Annotated in this window: 20 protein-coding genes; 7 read left to right on the top strand and 13 right to left on the bottom strand. The window is 65.8% G+C overall.

Annotated elements, in window-relative coordinates; all coding sequences use genetic code 11:
• Positions 1–73 precede the first annotated feature (73 nt).
• A complete protein-coding gene (locus tag BMY90_RS05210; RefSeq protein ID WP_092702207.1) occupies positions 74–3,253 on the bottom strand; it encodes a TonB-dependent receptor in 3,180 nt (1,059 codons plus the stop codon).
• Positions 3,254–3,431: 178 nt separating this feature from the next.
• Positions 3,432–3,599 carry a hypothetical protein gene (locus BMY90_RS17325; protein ID WP_217638552.1) on the bottom strand — a complete coding sequence of 56 codons (168 nt, stop codon included), beginning with the start codon at positions 3,597–3,599 and terminating at the stop codon, positions 3,432–3,434.
• Positions 3,600–4,135: 536 nt separating this feature from the next.
• On the opposite strand from BMY90_RS17325, the gene pyrF reads away from it, so the two are divergent.
• Positions 4,136–4,954 carry an orotidine-5'-phosphate decarboxylase gene (gene pyrF, locus BMY90_RS05205; protein ID WP_092702206.1) on the top strand — a complete coding sequence of 273 codons (819 nt, stop codon included), beginning with the start codon at positions 4,136–4,138 and terminating at the stop codon, positions 4,952–4,954.
• A gap of 23 nt (positions 4,955–4,977) precedes the next feature.
• Here pyrF and BMY90_RS05200 read toward each other — a convergent pair whose 3' ends face one another.
• From BMY90_RS05200 to BMY90_RS05185, 4 genes are all read right to left on the bottom strand, one after another.
• The gene (locus BMY90_RS05200) at positions 4,978–5,229 is read right to left on the bottom strand and encodes a hypothetical protein (protein ID WP_092702204.1); all 252 of its coding nucleotides are present in this window, start codon (positions 5,227–5,229) and stop codon (positions 4,978–4,980) included.
• Positions 5,230–5,539: 310 nt separating this feature from the next.
• On the bottom strand, positions 5,540–5,908 hold the full coding sequence (locus BMY90_RS05195; protein ID WP_092702202.1) for a hypothetical protein: 369 nt from the start codon (positions 5,906–5,908) through the stop codon (positions 5,540–5,542).
• Between the two features lie 107 nt (positions 5,909–6,015).
• Positions 6,016–6,552: a peptide deformylase gene (def, locus tag BMY90_RS05190; RefSeq protein ID WP_092702201.1), complete on the bottom strand. Its 537-nt coding sequence runs from the start codon at positions 6,550–6,552 to the stop codon at positions 6,016–6,018.
• 219 nt (positions 6,553–6,771) lie between these two features.
• A complete protein-coding gene (locus tag BMY90_RS05185; protein WP_092702199.1) occupies positions 6,772–7,575 on the bottom strand; it encodes a DUF4197 domain-containing protein in 804 nt (267 codons plus the stop codon).
• A 164-nt stretch (positions 7,576–7,739) separates the two neighbouring features.
• Between BMY90_RS05185 and BMY90_RS05180 the strand changes: the two genes are divergently transcribed.
• The 3 genes from BMY90_RS05180 (at position 7,740) to BMY90_RS05170 (ending at position 10,726) form a co-directional block, all read left to right on the top strand.
• Positions 7,740–9,830, top strand: coding sequence for a carbon starvation CstA family protein (locus BMY90_RS05180; RefSeq protein ID WP_092702197.1), 2,091 nt, complete (start codon positions 7,740–7,742; stop codon positions 9,828–9,830).
• Positions 9,831–9,840: 10 nt separating this feature from the next.
• Positions 9,841–10,035, top strand: coding sequence for a YbdD/YjiX family protein (locus tag BMY90_RS05175; protein WP_092702195.1), 195 nt, complete (start codon positions 9,841–9,843; stop codon positions 10,033–10,035).
• Between the two features lie 154 nt (positions 10,036–10,189).
• Positions 10,190–10,726: a DUF2127 domain-containing protein gene (locus tag BMY90_RS05170; protein WP_092702193.1), complete on the top strand. Its 537-nt coding sequence runs from the start codon at positions 10,190–10,192 to the stop codon at positions 10,724–10,726.
• Here BMY90_RS05170 and BMY90_RS05165 read toward each other — a convergent pair.
• From BMY90_RS05165 to xerD, 6 genes are all read right to left on the bottom strand, one after another.
• Positions 10,714–11,619 carry a DMT family transporter gene (locus BMY90_RS05165; RefSeq protein WP_092702191.1) on the bottom strand — a complete coding sequence of 302 codons (906 nt, stop codon included), beginning with the start codon at positions 11,617–11,619 and terminating at the stop codon, positions 10,714–10,716. The genes BMY90_RS05170 and BMY90_RS05165 overlap by 13 nt on opposite strands.
• Positions 11,620–11,715: 96 nt before the next feature.
• Positions 11,716–12,567, bottom strand: coding sequence for a glycosyltransferase family 2 protein (locus tag BMY90_RS05160; RefSeq protein WP_092702189.1), 852 nt, complete (start codon positions 12,565–12,567; stop codon positions 11,716–11,718).
• Positions 12,568–12,822: 255 nt separating this feature from the next.
• The gene (locus tag BMY90_RS05155; protein WP_092702343.1) at positions 12,823–13,551 is read right to left on the bottom strand and encodes a hypothetical protein; all 729 of its coding nucleotides are present in this window, start codon (positions 13,549–13,551) and stop codon (positions 12,823–12,825) included.
• Positions 13,552–13,562: 11 nt separating this feature from the next.
• Entirely contained in the window at positions 13,563–17,423 is a 3,861-nt protein-coding gene (purL, locus tag BMY90_RS05150; RefSeq protein WP_092702187.1) for a phosphoribosylformylglycinamidine synthase, read from the bottom strand.
• A gap of 212 nt (positions 17,424–17,635) precedes the next feature.
• A complete protein-coding gene (locus BMY90_RS05145) occupies positions 17,636–18,433 on the bottom strand; it encodes a disulfide isomerase DsbC N-terminal domain-containing protein (RefSeq protein WP_092702185.1) in 798 nt (265 codons plus the stop codon).
• A 115-nt stretch (positions 18,434–18,548) separates the two neighbouring features.
• Positions 18,549–19,463 carry a site-specific tyrosine recombinase XerD gene (xerD, locus tag BMY90_RS05140; protein WP_092702341.1) on the bottom strand — a complete coding sequence of 305 codons (915 nt, stop codon included), beginning with the start codon at positions 19,461–19,463 and terminating at the stop codon, positions 18,549–18,551.
• A 182-nt stretch (positions 19,464–19,645) separates the two neighbouring features.
• Here xerD and BMY90_RS05135 point away from each other — a divergent pair, with 182 nt between their 5' ends.
• From BMY90_RS05135 to BMY90_RS05125, 3 genes are all read left to right on the top strand, one after another.
• Positions 19,646–20,551, top strand: a complete 906-nt coding sequence (locus BMY90_RS05135) for a helix-turn-helix transcriptional regulator (RefSeq protein WP_092702339.1) — start codon at positions 19,646–19,648, stop codon at positions 20,549–20,551.
• Entirely contained in the window at positions 20,548–21,036 is a 489-nt protein-coding gene (locus BMY90_RS05130; RefSeq protein WP_092702183.1) for an RDD family protein, read from the top strand. Before BMY90_RS05135 ends, BMY90_RS05130 begins: the two co-directional genes overlap by 4 nt.
• Before the next feature lie 85 nt (positions 21,037–21,121).
• A complete protein-coding gene (locus tag BMY90_RS05125) occupies positions 21,122–22,375 on the top strand; it encodes a polyhydroxyalkanoate depolymerase (protein WP_008215218.1) in 1,254 nt (417 codons plus the stop codon).
• A 116-nt stretch (positions 22,376–22,491) separates the two neighbouring features.
• Here BMY90_RS05125 and BMY90_RS05120 read toward each other — a convergent pair whose 3' ends face one another.
• The gene (locus tag BMY90_RS05120; protein WP_092702181.1) at positions 22,492–23,532 is read right to left on the bottom strand and encodes a glycoside hydrolase family 43 protein; all 1,041 of its coding nucleotides are present in this window, start codon (positions 23,530–23,532) and stop codon (positions 22,492–22,494) included.
• Between the last annotated feature and the right edge of the window lie 6 nt (positions 23,533–23,538).

Here is a 23,538-nt window from a genome sequence, read left to right as displayed (position 1 = left end):
CTCCCCCATGGGAGGCCCGGCATCCGCGCGAGGTCAGGGGGGAGGGCCTGACCCCGCGCCCGCGCCTTGCTACTTACTTGCCATCGCCAAACTTGTACGTGACGCCCACGTAGTACTGGCGTCCGGCGTATTCCAGCTGGTTCAGTCGCGCCGAGGTATCGCCACCCAGGTAGGAGCGCTCCAGGGACTTCGTCAGGTTGATGATCGACGCGGTCACCGTGAAGTGCTTGTTGAACTCGTAGTCACCGTTCAGATCGATCTGGTGGTACGGCCGCGTATAGACCGGCAGACCCGACGACAGACCTTGCATGGTGCGGCCCGTCCAGTTGTCGGAGGCGCGCAGCAGCAGGCCGTTCTTCTGATAGAACAGCGACACGTTCGCCGCGTACTTGGCGCTGCCGATCAGCTCCGACTTGCCCACCTGCGTATCGCCCAGCGAAACCGGCGTTTCGCTGGTCTTGTTGAGGGTGTAGTTGGCGATGTAGCCAAAGCCCGACTCGTAGGTGTGCTGCGTGTAGAGCTCCACGCCCTTGGACGTGCCCGAACGGCCATTGGCGTTGGTGCTGTACTGCAGGAAGTTCTGCTGCGTGCCGCCCACATCCACGTTGATGTTGTTGACGGTAACCGGCACGACGAAGTTCTTCACCTTCTTCTGGAACAGGTCCACGCCGATGACGGACTCCGGCGCGTAGTACCACTCGCCCGCCAGGTCGAACTGGGTGGCGGTGAACGGCTTCAGGTCCGCATTGGCGCCGCTGCCGTACCAGCCCGGAGGCGGTGCGCCGAACTGGCTGCGATCGTTGTAGTAGGCCTGCGTGTTGTTGGTCAGGCTGCCCAGCTGAGCCAGGTCGGTGTAGTTGGCACGAGCCATCGCCTGCGAACCGGCGGCACGGATCACGAAGTTGTTCGGCAGCGTCCAGGCGATGTTGAAGCTGGGCAACAGCTTGTTGTACCGCTTGCTGGTGGTCGCGTTGGTGAACGACTGGATCACCGACTGTTCGCGCGGCAGATACTGGAAGTCACCCGGTGCGCACGGTCCGCCACCGGCGTTCACGCCACTGGCCGGGCAGATCAGGATGTTGCCGCTCGCATCGTGGTAATACACCGCATTGTTGGTGGTGATCTCGTCGGCCACCGTGATGTCCTGCTGCGTGCTGACGAAACGCAGGCCGACATTGCCACGCAACGAATCCGTGGCGAAGTTCGCCTGGACGTAGGCCGCGGCAATCTTCTCCTGGATCGACGACTTGTTTTCGGGGTGGTTGTAGAGCACCCGATCGTAGGTCGAGTTGAGGTGGTTGTAGTAAGCCGGGAAATTGATCGCCGGGAAGAGGTTGTCGTTGAAGGCCTCGTTGTTGCCATTCAGCGCATTCGGCAGCAGGAAGCCCGCCGGCAACTGGCCGGCATTCGGGTCGCAGGTCTGGAACTGCAGCGTGGTGCCCTTGCAGTACCAGCGCAATTCGTTGCTCTGCTGTTCGGCGTGGTTGTCGCGGTACTTCACGCCAAACTGCAGCGATTGCATCCAGCTGTCGTCGAAGGCCCAGGTGAAGTCTGCCTGGGCGAAGTTCTGCGAGGTGCTGGTGTTGACCATGCCGGAGCCGGTCGAGCCCAGATCCACCTGTCCCTGGCCTGCCAGCATGTTCTGCAACACGTTGGGCGAGACCATGATGGTCGGCTTGCCATTCAGCGTCCATGCGGCGCCGGTGCTGCCGTCCACCCACTGGCCGTTGACGAAGTTGCGCGGCTTGGCAGCCATGCCCAGCTCGATCGACGGGCCGCCGGTTGCCCAGGTGCGGCCGACGTTGAACGTGGCGCTGAGGTTGCCACTGCCGTCCCACTCGCCTTCGAGGTTGACGGTCTGCGACGTCGCCTTTTCAACCGAGTAATTGCCGTTGAGCCACGGAATCTCGGTGGAGCAGACATTCACCGCCTGACGCTGCGCACCGGTGCTGGGATTCGTCGTCGCGTTGCAGCCGACGCCGGCCGGCGGCAACACGTAATTGGCGCCGGTGACCACGGTGCCCGACGGATCGAAGGTCAGGCCGTTCGGCGCAAGCAGGCGGCCTTGCTGGTCGGTGAAGTCGTGATTGCTGGGCAGGCCCCACTCGGGCACTTCCAGGGTATTGGTTATCTGTGTCTGCTGATGCTGGAAGCGGAAGTAGTTGCCGGTCAGCAGGAAATGGTCGGTGGGCTTGAACTGCACGGTGGCCTGCAGGCCCTTGGTCTTCAGGCTCAGCTGGTTCTGGCTGGTGCTGAACTGCTGCGGCATCCAGTAACCCGAGTAGACCTTGCCGGACTGGTCGACCACGCCACCACCCGGCCACAGGGCCAGGTTGGGCGCCACGTCGGGGCCGTAGGCCTGGCCGCTCACGTTCGTCGGCGGCGCGGTGCAACTTGCGTAATCGGTGCAGTTGTTGGACCACCAGTGCCAGCTCGACGCATTGGCGGTGTAATCGGTGTCGTGACGCTCCTGGTAGGAACCGGCGACCAGGAAGCCGAACGTCTCGTCCTTGTTTTTCCAGGACCACAAGGCGGACACCTGCGGCTTGATCTTGCTGTTGTTGTCGGCACCCGCGCCATTGACGGAGACGAAACCGTCATTGGCGGCCATCTCCAGCGGACGGCGTGTGCGCAAGTCGACATTGCCGCCGATGCCGCCTTCGTCCAGACGTGCTTCCAGGCTCTTGTAGAGCTTGATGTCCGAGAACATGTTGGCCGGCATCAGGGTGTAATTGAACGAACGCGTCAGGCCGGACGAGGTGTCGGCCGAAGCCACGTAGTTGCCGTTCAATTCGGTCAGCGTGAGCTCGGGCGCCAGGCCGCGGATGCTGACCGTCTTGCCTTCGCCGGATTCGCGCGTGATGACCACGCCAGGTACGTGGGCCAGCGCGTCGGCAATGTTCTTGGCCGGGAACTGCGAGATGTTCTGCGCGTTGATGACCTCGACGATCGAGTTCGAATAGCGCTTGTCCTGCAGGTTCTGATCGATCGACTGGCGATAGCCGGTGACGATGACCGCCGCGAGGTTGGCCGGATTGTTGGCGTCGTTGCCCTTTTTCTTGTCGGCCTTCTTTTTCGCATTCGCGCTGTCGGTCGCCTGGGCGGGCGGCGTGGTCGCCGGTGTCGCGGCAGGCGTGGTCTGCGCGGCAAAGGCAACCTCGGGTACACCCATGTAGCCGCCGAATGACAAGGTCACCAGGGCGAGCGCGGTATACAACGGCTTGCGGGTAGAGACATGCAGCAGGTCAGTCATGTTGTTTGATCCCCATTTGATGTGCGTTCTTCCGGATTCGATGCGGTGATCCCCCGTTTGATCACATGCAACTGGAAGCGTGATTCTTGCGGTTGTTGCCTTGCTTTTTTCATGAAGTTGGATCGATCTAAATTTTACCCACCAGCGCTCCGGCGGCTCAGCATCGACACCGGATGTTTCAGGACCGCGCTTGCGCGACGGCGAATGATCGGACTGGGTGCAGGAAAAGCCGCTGGCGGTCGTCCGCTGCGCCACCGGAAGCGACGGCAGGCATCGCGATCCACACCCGTACACGGGTCGTGTCCGGGCGTGCCATCGCGGAAATGCGGGCGAATTCAGGTTTCATGCGGCTTTCCACCTCTCCTCGAATCTGTCTGGCGGAAAGTCGTGGCCATGGCGACACGCGTCGGCGTGCCCTGCCCCTCCCCACCTCGGACCGATCCAGCCATGCGAGTCTTTCGGACTGCGGCATGATCTGGATCACGATAAATTTGGATCGATCTAAGCTCCCTGGAGCCAATTAGTACGCCGACGGCGAAAGATGTCACGCTGCGGCGCAAAAAAACCGGAACCCCATGCGGAAACCGGCCCCCTCCGCGAAGGGCTGATCCACCGAAGATGACCGCGGGAAGCCACCTTGACGGCCATCAGTGGCTGCAGCCACCGTTTCGCCGATCATCGCCGACGGCCGGCGAAACGGACGTCGCCGCGGCACCGTGCAGAGCAAACATCCGCGTATAGGCCCGTTGGACGGGAGTTCACACACCCTTCGGGGACCTTGCACAGGGCCCGGGCACGTCCACGCACCCACCGGGCGAAGGAGCACGCGAACGGGCCGCTTCGCTAGACTATACGGCCCGTTCCCTGCCGGAGATCCATGCGATGCGCTTCCACGACACCCTGCAAAAGCGCTGGCGCGAGCATGGCACCCTGGTCTGCGTGGGCCTGGATCCGGAACCGGCGAAATTCCCCGCCCACCTGCGAAATGCGCCGGATGCGGTGTTCGATTTCTGTGCCGCCATTGTCGATGCCACCGCCGACCTGGCCTGCGCGTTCAAGCCGCAGATCGCGCATTTCGCCGCCTTGCGCGCCGAAGACGTGCTGGAACGGCTGATTGCGCATATCCACGAACACCACCCGGATGTACCGGTGATCCTGGACGCCAAGCGCGGCGACATCGGCAGCACCGCAAAGCATTACGCCAGCGAAGCGTTCGAGCGCTACCAGGCCGATGCGGTGACGCTGAACCCGTATCTCGGTCGCGACTCGATCCAGCCGTTCCTCGATCATGCCGACAAGGGCGTGATCCTGCTCTGCCGCACATCCAATCCCGGCGGCGCGGATTTCCAGGCACTCGATTGCGGCGGCGCGCCGTTGTACCTGCGCGTGGCCGAAACCATCGCCCGCGACTGGAATGCGAATGGCAATTGCGCGCTTGTCACCGGCGCCACCTGGCCGGAAGAACTGGGCGAAGTCCGTGCCCGCGTCGGTGACATGCCGCTGCTGGTGCCCGGCATCGGTGCCCAGGGCGGCGACGTGGAAGCCGTGCTGCGCCATGGCCTCACCGCCGATGGCACCGGCCTGATGATCAGCTCGTCGCGCGCCATTCTCTATGCCGGAAGTGGCGAGGATTTCGCCACGGCGGCACGCGCGGCGGCACAAACGCTACGCGACACGATCAACCGGCACCGCCACGGCTGAACAATCGGCGACAGCTGCTGCGATCAGCTCTCCACGATCCGCGCAGCCTGCAGTGACTTGGCCTTCTGATCCAGCGTATCGGCCGCATCCAGCAGTGCGCGCGCAAAGCTGCGCACTTCGCCGGGACGCAAGGCATACCAGCGTTCCGCCACCGCCTTGGCATCGTGGCTGGTGCGCGGAACGCAGTGCGGCCGGAAGATGACCATGCCGCTCAATGATTCGGAGCTGATGTCGGCTGAAACGATCCGCACGTGGTTGACGTCATCTTTTTTCATTGCGGAGACCTTCGTTCATGCCAGTCCCTGCAGACTACGCCGTGCAGCGGTCCAATGCGCGTTGCATATGCCCGAAAACCCGAAATACTTGGCTGCCTTGCCCGAAATCTTCGCCTGCGTTCAGTGAGTCGGCCGGCGACTCCCGGCAGGGAACTGGCGTCTGCTGAAATCGACGACACCCGGGCATGCGATCAGCCGATCGTTCCAGCGCGAATACCCGCCTGTCCGGCCGCACCGCCGAAACGCGGTACACGCGACATGTGGTCCACGTCACGACCAGGTCCGACTACCACCAAGCGGCCCGATGGCCTCAGCGCGCGTGCACCCAGTACACCTCGATGCCCTTGGCATGGTCGTCGGCACGATGTCCCGTGCGCCGGTCCACCACCACGCCCCAGGTCGAGCGAGGCACGCCGGCCTTCACCTGGTCGACGCGTACATGCTCGTCGCGGGGAATGACGAAATCAGCCTCGATCACCATCACCTTGCCGCGCTCGAACACCAGCGTGGCGGGTCGGCCCGTGCCGGCGCCCCAGCCCACGTGCAGCTCGCACGCCACCGGTGAAAACACGCCGCGATTGTCCAGGCTCCAGCCTTCGGTCTTGCTGAGCAGCGATTGCAACTGGGGGTCGCTCCAGTCGACGCTGCTGCCTACCACGGGTTTGTCAAAACGGCTCATGTTCGATGCGACTCCGTATCAGAATCTCGAAAGCCGGGGAACTGGCGCCATGCGAACCAGCCGGCAAGCTCGGCTCCCACCGGATGGGCCCGACTCCGGCGCACCATTCAGTCGTCCGCCGGCAACTGTCCCGGAAACAACACGTCGGTAAAACCGAACTTCGCGAAATCGGTGATGCGCGACGGATACAACCGACCGATCAGGTGGTCGCATTCATGCTGCACCACGCGGGCATGGAAGCCTTCGGCGGTGCGATCGATCTTCGCGCCTTTCGGATCGAGGCCCTGGTAGCGGATCAAGGTGTAGCGACTCACCGCACCGCGCAGCCCGGGCACCGAAAGACAGCCTTCCCAACCTTCTTCCATGTCCTGCGAAAGCGGGGTGATGGCGGGATTGAGCAGGATCGTCTGTGGCACTTCCGGTGCATCGGGATAGCGCTCGGAATGCTCGAAACCGAAGATCACCAGCTGCAGGTCCACGCCGATCTGCGGCGCGGCCAGCCCCACGCCATCGGCGGCGTGCATGGTGTCGAACATGTCGGCGATCAACGCGTCCAGGTCGGCGCTGCCGATCATCGCATCGGGTACCGGTGGCGCCACGCGCAGCAGGCGCGGGTCACCCATTTTCAGGATCTCGCGAATCATCGGAACCTCGTCGTGCGCGGGTGGGGACTTCGTTGACTTTAGCCGGAACGGCGTCATGCCGGCGTACTGATCCGTGAACGCCCGGCCGTACAGGTGCAGGAACCCGTAGGAGCCCGCTCGCGGGCGATGCTCTTGCTCTGGCGCTCCCGTAAGCGGAAAACAAAAACATCGCCCGCGAGCGGGCTCCTGCACAGATCGCTATGTGACGTCGCGATCCGTTCAGCCGCCGCCGAACACCTTCTTCAACAGGTCGGTGCTGCGGGCGGCGGGATTGTCGCGAATGGATTTTTCCTGCTCGCCGATGGTGGTGAACAGGCCATCGATGGTCTTTTCGGTCACGTAGTCATTCAGGTCCAGCGGACTGCTGCTCTTGCTTCCGTGATGTCCACCCAACGCACCGAGCATCCCGCCCAGTGCGCCGCCACCGACACCACCGGTGCTGGCGGTGAGCGCCTTGTACTTTTCGGTGGCGCCGACGCTGTTGGTGGCCTTGTCCACGATCGGCCTGATGCGTGCCGTGAGCGCCGGACCGGCCACGCGGCGGAAGTAGTCGGTGGCCGCGTGATCGCCGCCACCGAGAATTCCGCGCGCATCGCTCAAGGTCATCTTGCGAATCGCATCGCCGAAGATGTCCGCCACTTGCGGCACGGCTTTTTCCGCGGCGCGATTGAGGCTCAACTCGAACGCATCCACCTTGGCACCCATGCCCATCTTGCGCGCCAGGCTGGCGACTTGCTCCAGCTTGCCGGGCAGCGGAATACGCACTTTCGGATTGTTCCAGAAACCGTTGTTGCGACCCAGGCTGTTGATCGCGTTGGTGGTGCCTTTCGCCAAGGCCTCCTTGAGACCGGCGGCGATGTCGCTGGTGGGCAGGTTGGCTCCAGCCTGCGAATTGTCGGAGAGATGAGTCGCCTGTTTGGCCTTGTTGAGCAGGTCCTTGAACTGGGTGCCCGAGGCAGCCACCGGCAAGGTGACGGCAGCGAGCAGAATCAGGCACGGAAGGTGACGCGGACGGATGCGCATGACGCGGGCTCCTGCAGGTCAAGGTGGGCCCAGTGTATGCCGTGATCCGCCCTGCCGGCACCATTTCGGCGCCACCGGCATTCGACCAATGGCTAACGCTCTTGCCATTGACCCCCTGCCACGCGGAGGGGGACTCTTGCGGGGAGTTCCCGGGGAGATCCCTCATGCACAGTGCAACAGTCAAAACCAGTCCGGCGGGAAAGATCCTCTGGGCTGCCATCGCCATCGTCGGTGCGTTCTGCCTCGGCGTGGTCGCGCTGCGTCGCGGCGAGCCGATCAATGCGATCTGGCTGGTCGCCGCCGCCATCGCGGTGTTCGTGATCGGCTACCGCTTCTACGGCAAGTTCGTCGAATATTCCGTGTTGAGGATGGACCCCACCCGCGCACCGCCCTCGGTGCTGCGCAACGATGGCCTGGATTACGTGCCCACCGACAAGTGGGTGGTGTTCGGCCACCACTTCGCCGCCATCGCCGGCGCTGGCCCGCTGGTCGGCCCGGTGCTGGCGGCGCAGATGGGCTACCTGCCCGGCACGCTGTGGATCCTGTTCGGCGTGGTGTTTGCCGGTGCGGTGCAGGACTTCATGATCCTCGGCCTGTCGCTGCGTCGCGACGGCCGCTCGCTGGGCCACATGCTGCGCGAGGAACTGGGGCCAGCCCCCGGCATCGTGGCGATGATCGGCGTGCTGGTGCTGATGATGATCGTGCTGGCGGTGCTGGCGCTGGTGGTGGTCAAGGCGCTCACGCACAGCCCGTGGGGCACCTTCACGGTAGCTGCGACCATTCCGATCGCGTTCCTGATGGGTGCCTACCTGCGCTGGGTGCGGCCGGGCCGCATTCTCGAAGTGTCGATCGTCGGCCTGGTGCTGTTGCTGCTGTCGATCTGGGGCGGCAAGTACATCGCCGACTCGGCCACGCTGGCGCCGATCTTCGACATGGACGCGAAAAGCCTGGCCTGGTGGCTGATCGGCTACGGCTTCATTGCCTCGGTACTGCCGGTGTGGTTGCTGCTGGCGCCGCGTGACTATCTTTCCACCTTCCTGAAGATCGGCACCATCGCGCTGCTGGCGCTGGCGATCTTCCTGGCCGCGCCGATGCTGCAGCTGCCGGCGGTGACCCAGTTCATCGACGGCAGCGGCCCGGTGTTCAAGGGCAACCTGTTCCCGTTCCTGTTCATCACCATCGCCTGCGGCGCGGTGTCGGGCTGGCACTCGATCATCGCCTCCGGCACCACGCCCAAGCTGCTGGCCAATGAAGGCCAGGCACGCCTGGTCGGTTACGGCGGCATGCTGATGGAAGCCTTCGTGGCGATCATGGCCCTGGTGGCCGCCGCCTCACTGCATCCGGGCGTGTACTTCGCGATGAATTCGCCCAGCGCGATCATCGGTACCACCGTGGATCACGCCGCCACCGTGATCAGCCAGTGGGGCTTCGTGGTGACGCCTGACCAGTTGTTGCAGACCGCCAGGGACGTGGGCGAGCACAGCATCCTGTCGCGCGCCGGTGGCGCACCGACACTGGCGGTGGGCATGGCCCAGCTGTTGCACAACATCATTCCCGGCGAGGGCATGATGGCGTTCTGGTACCACTACGCGATCCTGTTCGAAGCGCTGTTCATCCTCACCACGGTGGATGCCGGCACGCGCGTGGGCCGCTTCATGATCCAGGAAATCGCCGGCCTGGTGCACAAGCCGCTGCAGGAAACCAGCTCGCTGGCCGGCAACCTGCTCGCCACCGCGATCTGCGTGGCGCTGTGGGGCTACTTCCTGTACCAGGGCGCGGTCGATCCGCTGGGTGGCATCAACACCTTGTGGCCGCTGTTCGGCATCGCCAACCAGATGCTGGCCGCGATCGCGCTGATGCTGGCCACCGTGGTGGTGGTGAAACTCAAGCGCGAGCGCTTCATGTGGGTGCCGGGCATCCCGGCGATCTGGCTGATCATCTGCACGCTCACCGCAGGCTGGGAGAAGCTCAGCGGCCCGATCAGCTTCACCGCCGCCGCCAACAAGTACTCCGCCGCGATGCAGAACGGCCAGTTGCTGGCTCCGGCCAAGACCCAGGCCGCGATGCAGCAGATCGTCACCAACAACTACGTGGACATGGCGCTGACCGGCCTGTTCATGGCGCTGATCGTGGTGATGGTGCTGTTCTGCCTGCGCGCGCTGGTGAAGGCGTGGAAGACCAGCCACCCAACCGCGCACGAAGAACCGTACGTGGCACTGGACAGCGTGGCGAGTACCATGGGCGTGAGCCACTGAGGATGACGCGATGAATGCGAGCTTCCAGTCCGTCCGCAAGTGGGCGGTGCAAACCGCCCGCCTGTGCTGCGGCGTACCCGACTACGAGGTGTACGTGAAGCACCTGCGCGAGCACCATCCCGAGCGCAAGGTGCCCACCTACGAGGAATTCTTCCGCGAGCGGCAGGAAGCCCGCTACAAGGGTGGCGGCGGCCGCTGCTGCTGAAGAACCCGCCTGGACCCGAGGCCACGCCGACACGCTCGGCGTGGCCTTTTTGCCGGGCCGTTCCGCTCCGACACCCGCCCCTGCCATTGCGCACTGGCCATTCATCCACCAGCGCGGACAATGGAAACTCCGATCCACGTCACTCCGATTCCGCATGTCCGAGTTCGAAACCACTGCCGCTGCCCGCTCCACCGCGCAGACGGCACCCGCCTCGCCGCACCGTGCCGGCCTGCGTGTCATCGCCTTCTACGAGATCGTCAAGACGCTCTGCCTGCTGTTGGTGGCCGCGGCGGCATTCCATCTCGATCATGCGGAAAACTTCGAGCACATGGTGCACTGGCTGGAACACCTGCCGCTGACCGACAGCAGTGGCCTGCGCTGGAAGCTGGTGTCGACGCTGGTGGATTTCGGACCGAGCAAATTCGTGGCGGTGGGCCTGGTGACACTGGGCTATGCCGTGCTGTTCGGCATCGAAGGCGTCGGCCTGCTGATGGGCAAGTACTGGGCGGAATGGTTCACCGTGATCGCCACCGCCTCGCTGATTCCGCTGGAACTGTACGAAACCCTGCACCGCTTCGGCTGGCTCAAGCTGGCCGCACTGGTCGGCAACGTGGCGATCGTGGTGTACCTGGTGCGCGTGGCCATGCAGACCCGGGCCACCCGGCGCAAAGCCGCCGGTCACACCTCGTGATGCACTGCCTCGGCCGGTAGTGCCGTCACCGTCTTGCGACGCGGCGCCAGCTCCACCAGGTACATCGCCGCCAGCACCAGGCCACCGCCCACCAGCATCCGCCAACCGAGTACATCCGTGCCGAAGGCCACCGCGAACGCGGCGGCGAAGACCGGTTCGGTAGTCATCACGATCGCCGCACGCGTGGCCGGCAGATGCGACTGGGCCCAGGTCTGCAACAGCATCGCGCCGGCACCGGCGATCAGCGCCATGTACAACACGGCAAGCCACGCAGCGGAATCCGGCGGCAGCATCGGACCACCATGCGACACCGTGGCCAATCCGCAGACCAGCGCGATCGCCACCATCTGCATGGCCGACAAACCAAACGCGTCGTCCGAACGTGCCCAGCGGCCAAGCACCACGATGTGCAGCGCGTACATCACCGCCGAAGCCAGGGTCAGCCACACGCCTGCGCCGACCGAGAAACCGTGCAGCGACAGCAACCCCAGCCCCAGCGTGGCCAGCAGCGTTGCGCCCCATACCCGCGCCCGCACGTGCTGGCGGAACAGCAGCGCGGCAAGGATCGGCGTGAACACCACGTACATGCCGGTGGTGAATCCGCTGACACTGGGTGAAATCAGCGCCAGGCCCCAGGTCTGCAGCAGTTGCCCCGCACCGTAGATCGCGCCGAGCACCAGGCCGCGCATGATGCCGACCCGCCCCAGCCGCCAGACATGCCGGGGAAACAATGCCAGCATCGCCACCGCCGCCACCGCGAAACGCACGGCGAGGAAATCCGCCACCGGCATCCGCGCGATCACATCCTTGATCATGACGAAGGTCGAACCCCACACGGCGGTCATCAGCAGCAGGCCGAGAGTGGCGAGGGTGGCGAGGCGCGAGGTACTCATGGCGCAGGAACAGAAGTGAGTGAAGAGGAGTGAGAAGTGAGAGAGAGCAAGGCATCGCCCGCTGCGGGGTTCTGGCTTTCTCTCACTTCTCACTCCTCATTTCTCACTCCTCGCCTTAAGCGTTTGCCCGGGAATCTGCAGCGCGAAGTGCGTCCAGATGCCCAGCCATACCGCCGCCGCGACGAACGGATTGCGCGCAGCCGGATCGAATTTGCGAAACCAGCGCCACATGCCGCGATGCTTGTAGCAGCTGACGAACACTGGTCGATGCCGGCTGGAACTGCCCTTGCCATGCAGCACGCGCACGTCGCCGGCCAGCAGCACGCGCCGTCCCGTGTCACGCACGCGGCGGCACAGGTCCAGGTCTTCGCAATGCAGGAAGTAGCCTTCGTCGAAACCATCGATGCGCTCGAACAACGTGCGCCGCATCAGCATCAGCGCACCGGAGACTGCTTCGGCCTCGACTACTCGGTCCGGTATCGCGCCCTTGATATTGACGCCCTCGCCAGACGTGCCCAACAGATCGACCAGCGCGCGACGCAGCAGCGGATCGCGCCGATACGACGCCGGATCGGGCACGCCTTGCGCATCACAGACCACCGCGCCGACCAGCCCCGTCTTCGGGTCATCGTCCAGCACGTCGAGCAGGCGTTGAAGGCTGGCCTGATCGAGCATGCAATCGGGATTGAGCACCAGCAGCACCTCTCCACGCGCCTGCGCGGCCGCACGATTCACCGCGGGCCCGAAGCCGAGGTTGGCGCGGTTGTAGAGCAGTTTCAGGCGCGGCTCGTGCTCCTGCGCGCGAGCGATTGCCTGCGGCACGCCATCGGCCGAGGCGTTGTCGATCAGGATCAGCTCCAGCGGTACCTGGCAGGCCAGCACGTGGCGCACACAATCGCGCAGGGTCTCGCCACTGTCGGCGGACACCACGATGACGCTGAGCGGCAAATTGACCGATCCGGGGGAAGAAGCGGGGCTGTTCACTGCGCAAGTATGCGGTAGATGCCGGCGCCGGAGAATGCCGGGGCAAGAAAATCGCCTGCGGCATGGCGGCGGGAAGCCCCTCTCCCGTCGGGAGAGGGGTTGGGGTGAGGGTACGGGCGAAGCGAAGCATCACGCTTCGACCGTACCCTCACCCGGCTACCGCCACCCTCTGCCGGTGGGAGAGGGATGCACTCGGCAAACACCTCCCGCACCCAGACATCAAGGCTCGAGGTCGTCATGCCCCAGCACGTGTGCCAGGCCAAGCGGGGCGTCATCCTTGCCACGATTCAGCCATGGCTGGCCAGCATGCCAGCCGCACAGTTGCCAGCCACGCAGGCGGTGCAGCCTGTTGCGCTGGCGGTCCAGCAGCACGGTGCCGCGTCCGGCCATCAACGGCATGGCCAGCCAGCGACCATCGGCGCTGAAACAGCAGCGTGGCTCGACGCCGTCGACACGACGAGCGTCGGCCAGCGTCAACACGCGGCCGCTGACGTGCAGCGTGCCGCCACGAGGGTCGGCAACCCCCTCGCCCACATCCAGCCAGATCGGCGGCTGCAATTCGATGATGGCCGCCGCCGGGCCGATCGGCGCCATCGCCAGCTCGCTCCACTCGGCCGATGACATCGGCGACGGCTGGCGCGGCCGGTCGCGATCCAGCCAGTTGTCCAGCAACACCAGCAGCGAAAAACCGGCCAACGCGGCCGACATGGTCAACACCCATGCGCGGGGACCACCGCCCAGCGCCAGCAGCACCGACAGCAACCAGCCCGGCACGCCCCAGTGCAGCGCCCGGCGCAGCATGCCGGTGTATTCGGCCAGCCGCGCTACCTGCGACAGCAGGGCGGCGGCCAGCGCCAGCAGCAACGGCAATCCCAGCCACCATGGCAGCAGTGCAAGCAACAGCAGCCAGGCGACGGTCAGCGCCCACGCCGACCATCGCGGTGGCAACGAAGGTCGGCTCAGCCGCACCACGCCCGCGCGTTGCGGAACATGCGCATCCAGGGCGAATCCTCGCCCCAGGACTCCGGATGCCAGCTCAACTGCACGGTGCGGAACACGCGTTCCGGATGCGGCATCAGGATCGTCACGCGGCCATCCGCAGCGGTGAAGCCGGCCAGGCCACCCGGCGAACCGTTCGGATTCAGCGGGAAGTTCTCGGTCGGCTTGCCGCGGTTGTCGACGAAGCGCACCGCGCCACCCGATTTCGACGGACTGCACGCATGCGGGAAACTCACCCGTCCCTCGCCGTGCGCCACCGCTACCGGAATGCGCGAACCGGCCATGCCCTTGAAGAACAGGCTGGGCGAATCGAGCACTTCCAGCGTGGCCACGCGCGCCTCGTACTGTTCCGAGGCATTGCGCAGGAACTTCGGCCAGTGCTGCGCGCCGGGAATGATGTCCTTCAGCTGGCTGAGCATCTGGCAACCGTTGCACACGCCCAGCGCGAATTTCGTCTCGTCGGCGAAAAACGCGGTGAACTGCGCGCACAACATGTCGTTGTAGAGGATCGAGGTGGCCCAGCCGCGTCCAGCGCCCAGCACGTCGCCGTAGGAGAAGCCGCCGCAAGCCGCGATACCACGGAAATCGGCCAGCTTCACCCGGCCGCTGGCGAGGTCGGACATGTGCACGTCCACCGCGTCGAAACCGGCGCGGGTGAACGCCGCCGCCATTTCCACCTGACCGTTGACGCCCTGCTCGCGCAGGATCGCCACGCGCGGCCGCTCGCCCTTGGCGATGAGTGGCGCGGCGATGTCCTCGGCCGGGTCGAAGGTGAGCTTCGGGCTGATGCCCGGATCGGCGTCGTCGATGCGCCACTCCAGCTCGGCATCGGCACTGAGCGGGTTGTCGCGCAGGCGCTGCATGGCGTGGCTGGTTTCGTTCCACGCGCCGAACAGCGTGGTCCATTGCCACTTGAATACCGCTTCGCTGCCCAGGAAGAGCTTGATGCCGAGCTTTTCCTTCGGCCGTCCGATGCGATGGCTCATGCCGGCCAGGCTGTACTTGACCAGCAAGGCCTCGAACGTCTCGCGATTGGCCGTGGCCACCTGCAGCACCGAGCCCAGTTCCTCGTTGAACAGCGCGCGCAAGGTCGCCTCGGCCCAGCCGTCCAGATGGATTTCCAGGCCGCAATGCCCGGCAAAGGCCATCTCCAGCAAGGTGACGATGGCGCCGCCGTCGGAGCGATCGTGATAGGCCAGCAACAGGCCGGCGCGGTTGGCTTCCTGCACCAGATCGAACAAGGCCTTCAGGCGCTTGGCGTCATCGAGATCCGGCGGCACGCCGCCCTTGCGATTGAACACCTGCGCCAGCGCCGAGCCACCCAGGCGATCACGCCCGGCGCCCAGGTCGACCAGCCACAGGTCGGAATCGCCGCGATCCAGCTGCAATTGCGGGGTCAGCGTGCGACGCACGTCGTCGACGCGGACGAAACCGGTGATTGCCAGCGACACCGGCGACACGGTGCGCTGCGGCGTCTCGCCGTCGGTCCACACCGTCTGCATCGACAGCGAATCCTTGCCCACCGGAATCGAGATATCCAGCGCCGGGCACAGTTCCATGCCCACCGCCTTGACCGCGTCGAACAACGCGGCATCCTCGCCCGGGTGGTTCACCGCGGCCATCCAGTTGGCGGACAGGCGGACCTCGCTCAGGTCGGCAATCGAAGCGGCGGCCAGGTTGGTGATCGCCTCGCCCACGGCCAGTCGCGCCGCGTCGGCGCTGCTGAGCAGGGCCACCGGCGCGCGCTCGGCCATCGCCATCGCCTCGCCGGCATAGCCGTCGAAATCGGTCATGGTCACCGCGCAATCAGCCACCGGCACCTGCCACGGTCCGACCATCGGATCGCGGTGATTGAGGCCGCCCACGGTGCGATCACCGATGGTGATGAGGAAGTTCTTGCTGCCCACGGTGGGCAGGCGCAACACGCGCAGCAACGCCTCGTCCATGCCGATGCCGGACAAGTCGGGAATCAGGTCCACGCGCGGCTTGATGTGCGTGGCGTCGCGGTGCATGCGCGGTGGCTTGCCGAACAGCACGTCCATCGGCAGATCGATCACCGTCAGCCCGCGGCGCGGATCGGTCAGCTTCAGCACGCGCTCGGCGGTGGCCGTGCCGACCACGGCATACGGGCAGCGTTCGCGTTGGCAATACGCCTCGAACTCGGCCAGGTCGGGCTGTGCGATGCCCAATACGTAGCGCTCCTGCGACTCGTTGCTCCACACCTGCATCGGCGACAGCGAGGGGTCGTCGCACGGCACTTTCGACAGGTCGATGTCACCGCCCACGCCGGCATCGTTGAGCAGCTCGGGAATCGCGTTGGACAAACCGCCCGCACCCACGTCGTGGATGCTGACGATGGGGTTGTGCTCGCCGCGCGCCCAGCAGGCGTCGATCACCTGCTGGCAGCGACGCTCCATCTCGGCGTTGTCACGCTGCACCGAGGCGAAATCCAGCTCGGCGCTGGACGCGCCACCCGCCACCGACGAAGCCGCGCCGCCGCCCAGGCCGATCAGCATGGCCGGGCCGCCCAGCACGATCACCGCGTGGCCCGGTTCCAGCATGCGCTTTTGCACGTGGTCGTGGCGGATGTTGGCGATGCCGCCGGCCAGCATGATCGGCTTGTCGTAGCCGCGACGCACGCCGGTCTCGCCGGTTTCCATCTCGAAGCTGCGGAAGTAGCCGCCCAGGCACGGGCGGCCGAACTCGTTGTTGAACGCGGCGGCGCCCAGCGGGCCATCGCGCATGATCTCGAACGCGCTGGCCATGCGCGGCGGCAGCGGGCGCTCCACTTCCCACGGCTGCGGATGGCCGGGAATGCGCAGGTCCGACACCGAGAAACCGGTAAGCCCCGCCTTCGGCTTGGCGCCGCAGCCGGTGGCGCCCTCGTCGCGGATCTCACCGCCGGCACCGGTGGCCGCGCCGGGCCACGGCGCGATGGCGGTGGGATGGTTATGCGTTTCCACCTTGATCGCGAAATCGATCGGCTCCTGGTGCGCACGCCACACGCCATCGGCGTCGGCGAAGAAGCGCTGGCCCTCGCTGCCGGCGATCACCGCCGCGTTGTCGTGGTAGGCGGACAGCGTGTGCGCAGGCGCGTGCTGGTGGGTGTTCTTGATCATCGCGAACAGGCTCTTGTCCTGTTCCTCACCATCCAGCGTCCAACTGGCGTTGAACACCTTGTGGCGGCAATGCTCGGAGTTGGCCTGCGCGAACATGAACAGTTCGGCGTCGGTGGGATCGCGGCCCAGCTCGGCATAGCACTTGGCGAGGTAGTCGATCTCGTCCTCGGCCAGCGCCAGGCCCAGCTCGGCATTGGCCTTGGCCAGTGCGGCGCGGGCATCGCTGCCCAGCGTCACGTGCACCAGGTCACCCGGCGTACCGGCCAGGAACAGGCCCTGCGCCTGCTCCAGCGAGGTGAGCACCGATTGCGTCATCGCATCGTGCAGCACCGCCAGCACCGCCGCATGCGCGGGGTCCTCGGCTTCCGGCAGGCCGACCACCTGCCAGGCAATGCCGCGTTCCACCCGGCGCACGTCGAAGCCGGCGCCATGCAGGATGTCGGTGGCCTTGCTCGACCACGGCGAGATCGTGCCCAGTCGCGGCCCTACCCACAGCGTGGCCGGCGCGGGCGCCGCATCCTTCGCCTCCAGCACGGCCAGCAGGCGCTGGCGCGCCTCGCCTGCCGGTGCGGCGTCAGCATCGATGAAATAGACAAACCACGAGGCCTGCACGCAGGCGCCACGATGCAAGGCATCGAGACGTGCATTCAGGCGATCGAGACGGAACGGCGAGAGGGCGTTCTGCCCGTCGAGTGCGATCATGCGGGGAACGGCGCTATGCAAGTGGAAACCGCCATTCTACCTGATGCTGCAATACGGCATAACCTGCCGCCCCAGACCGCGCGGTTGAGCCCCTCGCCCATCGGGAGAGGGGTTGGGGTAAGGGTTCGGCAACGCTGTAACGCCACACTCCGCCCGTACCCTCTCCCGCCTGCGGCCCCTCTCTCGACGGGAGAGGGACAACGGCAGAAGCGTCAGCCTTCGCTGTGCTTGCGCACGGCTTGCAGCATCTGTTCCGGGGTGAGATAGCCGCCGATCATGGTGCCGTCTTCGGCCACGATGGTCGGGGTGCCGGTGACGCCCAGCTTCACGCCCAGGTCGAATTGCGATTTCACCGGGTTGTCGCAGGTGGCCGGCTTGGGCGCATGCCCTTCCATCGCCGCCGACAGCGCATCCTTGCGGTCGCTCGGGCACCACACCGAGACCATTTCGGTATAGGTCGGCGTGGGTCGGCCGCTGGTGCTGGTCACGCCTTCGCGCGGCCATGCCAGGTAGTCCACCGCGATGCCTTCCTTGTTGAACTCGGCGATGTGCTTGTGCAGCGCCCGGCAGAAACCGCAGTTGACGTCGGTGAACACGGTGACGGTGTATTTCGGATGCGGCGGCGCGAACACGATGCGCTGGGCGGCCGGCACCTTGGCCAGTTCCGACTTGCGGAACTGCGCCCAGGCAACATCGCCCAGGCTCTTGTGCTTGGCCAGATCGACCAGGTCGCCATGCAGCATGTATTTGCCATCGGCGCTGACGTAGACCAGCTGGCCGGCGGCGATCACCTGGTAGAAGCCGGGCATCGGCGCCGGCTCGACCACATCCACCTTCAGCCCGGGCGCGAATTTCTCGAGTGCCTGGCGCACCTCGGCCGGCGCGTTCGCGGCATTCGCGGGGAGCGCGGCGGTGCTTGCCGCGGTGGAGGCCGCGTCGGAGTTACCCGCCGCACAGGCGCTGAGCGCGAATCCGCCGACGCAAATCGCCAGCAAGCATTTCTTCAACATCGTTACACCTCGAAGGCCGTCGGGGATGCCGGCATGCCGGCCGATTCTCGCACAGCAGCGGGTGCGGGGCGCGGACGTGCTCGTCATTGCGACATCACATCCCGGCACGACGCCGTCAACCGCGTGGATGATGTTGGGCATGCAGGCGCTTGAGTCCCTCCCGCGCCACCAGCGTATAGATCTGCGTGGTGCTGAGTGAACTGTGGCCCAGCAGCATCTGCAAGGCGCGCAGGTCGGCGCCGTGGTTGAGCAGATGGGTGGCGAAGGAATGCCTGAGCACGTGCGGCGAGATGCGTTTGGGCTGGATGCCGACCTTGAGCGCATGGCGCTTCACCAGCGTCCAGAACATCTGCCTCGTCATGCCGGCGCCGCGATTGCTGAGGAACAGCGCCACCGGCTGGCGCCCCTTCGCCAGCGCGGGGCGGGCGTCGGCGAGATAGGCTTCGATGCGTTCCAGCGCCATCTCGCCCACCGGCACCAGTCGGTCCTTGCCGCCCTTGCCGGTGATGCGCAGCACGCCCTGGCGCGGGTTGAGCGCCGCCAGCGGCAATTCCACCAATTCGGATACCCGCAGACCCGAGGCGTACATCAGCTCCAGCATCGCGCGATCACGCAAGCCGAGCGTGCTGCTGATATCGGGCGCATCGAGCAGGCTTTCGATCTCGCGCTCGGCCAGCGCCTTGGGCAGGCTGCGCGGCATTCTCGGGCGCTCGATCAGCAACGTGGGATCGTCGAAACCCGGTTCGTCGCGCACGCGGAACGCGTAATAACGCCGGAACGCCGATTGTCGCCGCGCCATCGTGCGCACTGCCACAGGACGATGCCCCTGGAACGCCGAAAGATCCTCGCGGCGCGCCGTGCCCAGATTGCGCCCGCGCGCCGCCAGCCAACCGGCCAGCGCCTCCAGGTCACGGCGATAGGCATCCAGCGTGCGGTCGGCCAGTCCGTCTTCCGACCAGATGCGTTCGAGGAAGGCGGCGATGCTGGCGGCATCCGCGGCGGAGGGGGTAGCGGCATTCGTGTCCTGCATCTGCACGATGCTTACCGCGGCGTGCGCCCGACGCAAGCAAAATCACGCAATGCAGAGCCCCCGCTCCGAACCACCCGGTCCGAACCGGCGCTGGCGAGCCACCCGAAACCCATGCGCTGGATGCGCTCTTTATCGCGGTAAAATGAGCCACTCATACAGGTATATCCATCAACAGGATGACCATGCCCACCGCGAACGACAACCCGCTCGGCACCTACCTGAAGGACCGCCGCAGCAAGCTCGATGCGGCGGCCCTCGGCTACCCGTCGGAGCGTCGGCGCACGCCGGGACTGCGGCGCGAGGAGGTGGCCCAGCGCGCGCATATCAGCGCCACCTGGTACACGTGGCTGGAACAGGGCCGTGGCGGCGCGCCTTCGGCCGAGGTGCTCGAGCGCATCGCGAGCGCATTGATGCTGACGGATATCGAACGCGAACACCTGTTCCTGCTCGGCCTGGGCCGGCCACCCGAGGTCCGTTACCGGGCCGGCGAGGGCGTGACGCCACGACTGCAGCACGTCCTCGACGCGCTGCCCTACAGCCCGGCGCTGGTGAAAACGACCACCTGGGACGTGGTCGCCTGGAACCGCGCCGCAACCCTCTTGCTGACCGACTACAGCGCACTGGCGCCGAAACAGCGCAACGTCCTGCGCATGATCTTCTGCGATCCCCGCGTCCGCGCCGCCCAGTTCGACTGGGACAGCGTCGCCCGCTTCGTGGTGGCCACCTTCCGCGCGGACACGGCTCGCGCCGGCGCCACCGGGGAAGTGGGTGCGCTGGTGGACGAACTGTGCCGGTCGAGCCCCGAATTCGAAGCCCTGTGGCGCGCTCACGACGTGAGTGCCCATGGCAATGGCATCAAGCGCCTGCATCATCCGGTCGTCGGCGCGATCGCATACGAGTATTCGTCCTTTGCCGTCGACGGGCGGCCCGACCTCGGCCTGGTGATCTACAATCCGGCGACCGCGGCCGACGCGCAGCGGATACGCTCGATACTCGATGCACCGTCCGACACGTCCACTGGTCGGACCTTGTCCGGCCACGCGCCGCCCGGCATCGACACGCCAACAGGAACGCCATCCGCCCGATGACCATTCACGCCGCAACGCCCTGCCCGCTGTGGCGTCGACTGATCGCGCTGGTCTACGACCTGCTGATCGTGGTGGCGCTGGTGATGGTGGTGGGCCTGCTCAGCCAGTTGGCCACGCACGGACAACTGATCACCACCGACACGCAGACGCACATCGCCTGGTGGTACCAGCCGTTGCAGGGACTGGTGGTCGCCGCCTATTTTCTCGCGTCATGGCGACGCGGCGGCCAAACGGTGGGCATGCGCCCATGGCGCATTCGCGTGCTGGCCGCCGATGGCTCGAGGGTGACATGGCGACAGGCGGTGCTGCGCCTGATCATTGCCGCATTGCCGCTGCTGGGACTGGGGCTGGCGCCGTGGCTGGGACAAGCGAGCGCATTGTGGGTGATCGGCATCGCGTGGGCCGCGTGGTTCGGCATCGGCCTGTTCGATCCGCAGCGGCGTGCGTTGCATGACATCGCCGCCGGTACCTTCGTCGCCCGGTAGCCCGACGCCCGCGAAGATGTGGCGGTGCAACAAATTCACCCGCCACGCGCTAGAATCCGCGTTTTGGTCTTCCGGGGGCATCCCCATGCTCTATCAGATCCATGAATGGCAGCGCGCCTTCCTTGGCCCGCTCAGCCATTTCGCCGAAGCCAGCGCACGCATGCTCAACGAACCGGGCAATCCGATGTCGCAATGGCCCGGCACGCAGCGCATGGCGGCCGGCTACGAGTTGATCCACCGCCTCGGCAAGGATTACGAAAAGCCCGCCTTCGACATCCACAGCGTCGAAGCCCACGGCCACGAGATCGCGGTGATCGAACGCGTGGCGCTGGATACGCCGTTCTGCCAGTTGAAGCGCTTCAAGCGCTTCAGCGACGATCCGGCCACCATCGAAGCGATGAAGAACGAGCCGGTGGTACTGGTGGTGGCGCCGTTGTCCGGCCATCACGCCACGCTGTTGCGCGACACCGTGCGCACGCTGCTGCGCGAACACAAGGTCTACGTCACCGACTGGGTCGACGCACGCATGGTGCCCACCGACGCCGGCCCGTTCGGGCTGGATGACTACGTGGCGCTGATCGAGCAATGCATCCGCCACATCGGCGCCGACCATTTGCACGTGATCTCGGTCTGCCAGCCCACCGTGCCGGTGCTTGCGGCGGTGTCGCTGATGGCCGCGCGCGGCGAAGCCACCCCGCGCAGCCTGACCATGATGGGCGGCCCGATCGATCCGCGACGCAGCCCCACCAGCGTCAACAACCTGGCCACCACGCAGCCGTTGTCGTGGTTCAAGGGCAACGTGATCCACACCGTGCCGGCCAACTATCCGGGCCATGGCCGCGAGGTGTATCCGGGCTTCCTGCAACACGCCGGCTTCATCGCGATGAACCCCAGCCGCCACCTGCAATCGCACTGGGACTTCTACCAGAACCTGCTGCGCGGCGACCTGGAAGACGCCCAGTCGCACCGCAAGTTCTACGACGAATACAACGCCGTGCTGGACATGCCGGCGGAGTTCTACCTCGACACCATCGCCACCGTGTTCCAGCAATTCCTGCTGCCCCGCGGCCTGTGGGACGTGGCCGGTGAACGCGTGAACCCCGCCGCGATCAAGCACAGCGCCCTGCTCACCGTGGAAGGTGAACTGGACGACATCGCCGGCCTCGGCCAGACCCAGGCCGCGCACGACCTGTGCAGCGGCATCCCGGCGAAGCGGCGCGCGCACAAGGTGATCGAGGGTGCCGGTCATTACGGCATTTTCAGTGGGCGACGCTGGCGCGAAGTGGTGTACCCGCAAGTGCGGGATTTCATCCGCAAGTTCGATCAGGCGACCGGCTGACCCTCGCCGGCTTTCGGTAGGAGCGCACCCTGTGCGCGATGGCTTTTGGCTCGGATGGAGCGCCAGAGCCTTCGCGCACAGGGTGCGCTCCACAAAGGTTTCGGGTGAATCTGCGCTCAACGCAGCGGATGCCGCTCCACTCCGCGCCGGGTGATCTTCACCGGCCGGATGAAACCCTTGGCGTCGAAGTACAGCCGGTCGATGCAGACCACCCGATGGTTGGCCGCCGTCTCGCCCTTCGTCCGTCGGTGGTAGACGATGTACCAGTTGCCGTCCGGGGTGTTCAGCAGCGAGTTGTGGCCGGCGCCGGTGGCGATCGCCGGATCCTGCTGCAGGATCTTGCCGATGCGCTTGAACGGCCCCAGCGGCGAGTCGCCGATGGCGTACGCCACCGAGTAGTCCGGCCCGGTCCAGCCGCCTTCCGACCACATCAGGTAATACTTGCCGTCGCGGCGGAACATCAGCGGCCCTTCCACGTAGTGTTCGGGCGTGATCTCCTTGAACGTCTGGCCGTCGGGCAGCGGCTCGAAGCCGGTGAAGTCCGGTTTCAGGTGCGCGATGACGAGATGGCCCCAGCCGCCGTAGAGCAGGTAATAGCTGCCATCGTCGTCGCGGAACACGCCCGGGTCGATCGGCTGCGCGCCGTGGTGGAAGGCGCCGACCAGCGGCTTGCCCAGCAGGTCGCGGAACGGCCCCTGCGGCCGGTCGGCCACCGCCACGCCGATGCCGCCCACTTCGCTGTCACTGTGGATGTCGTTGGCGGCGAAAAACAGGTAGTACTTGCCGTCCTTGTGCACGATCGCCGGCGCCCACAGCGCCTTCTTCACCCACGGCACCGAGCGCGCGTCCAGCACGTGCGGATGCTTGGTCCAGTGCACCAGGTCGGGCGAGGAGAACGCATTGAAGAACAATTGCTTGCCGTAGTCCGCCGAGTAGGTGGGATAGATCCAGTACTGCTTGCCGAAGATCGCCGACTCGGGGTCCGCGTACCAGCCGTGCAGGATCGGGTTGCCGGAGAACTGTTTCGTTCCGGTGGCGACGGGCGTACCACTCCACGCCGCGGTCGCGACGATCCACAGGCCCCAGGCCAGGATCACGGAAAGCCGTCGGCCTGCCGCCAGGCGTGGGCGCTGCGCGCGCTGCTGCAATCGAATCATCACCAC

The sequence above is a fragment of the Rhodanobacter glycinis genome (assembly GCF_900114325.1).
Classification (GTDB): domain Bacteria; phylum Pseudomonadota; class Gammaproteobacteria; order Xanthomonadales; family Rhodanobacteraceae; genus Rhodanobacter_A; species Rhodanobacter_A glycinis.
Note: the sequence above shows the minus strand (reverse complement) of the source record. Positions and strands in the feature narration are given on the sequence as shown.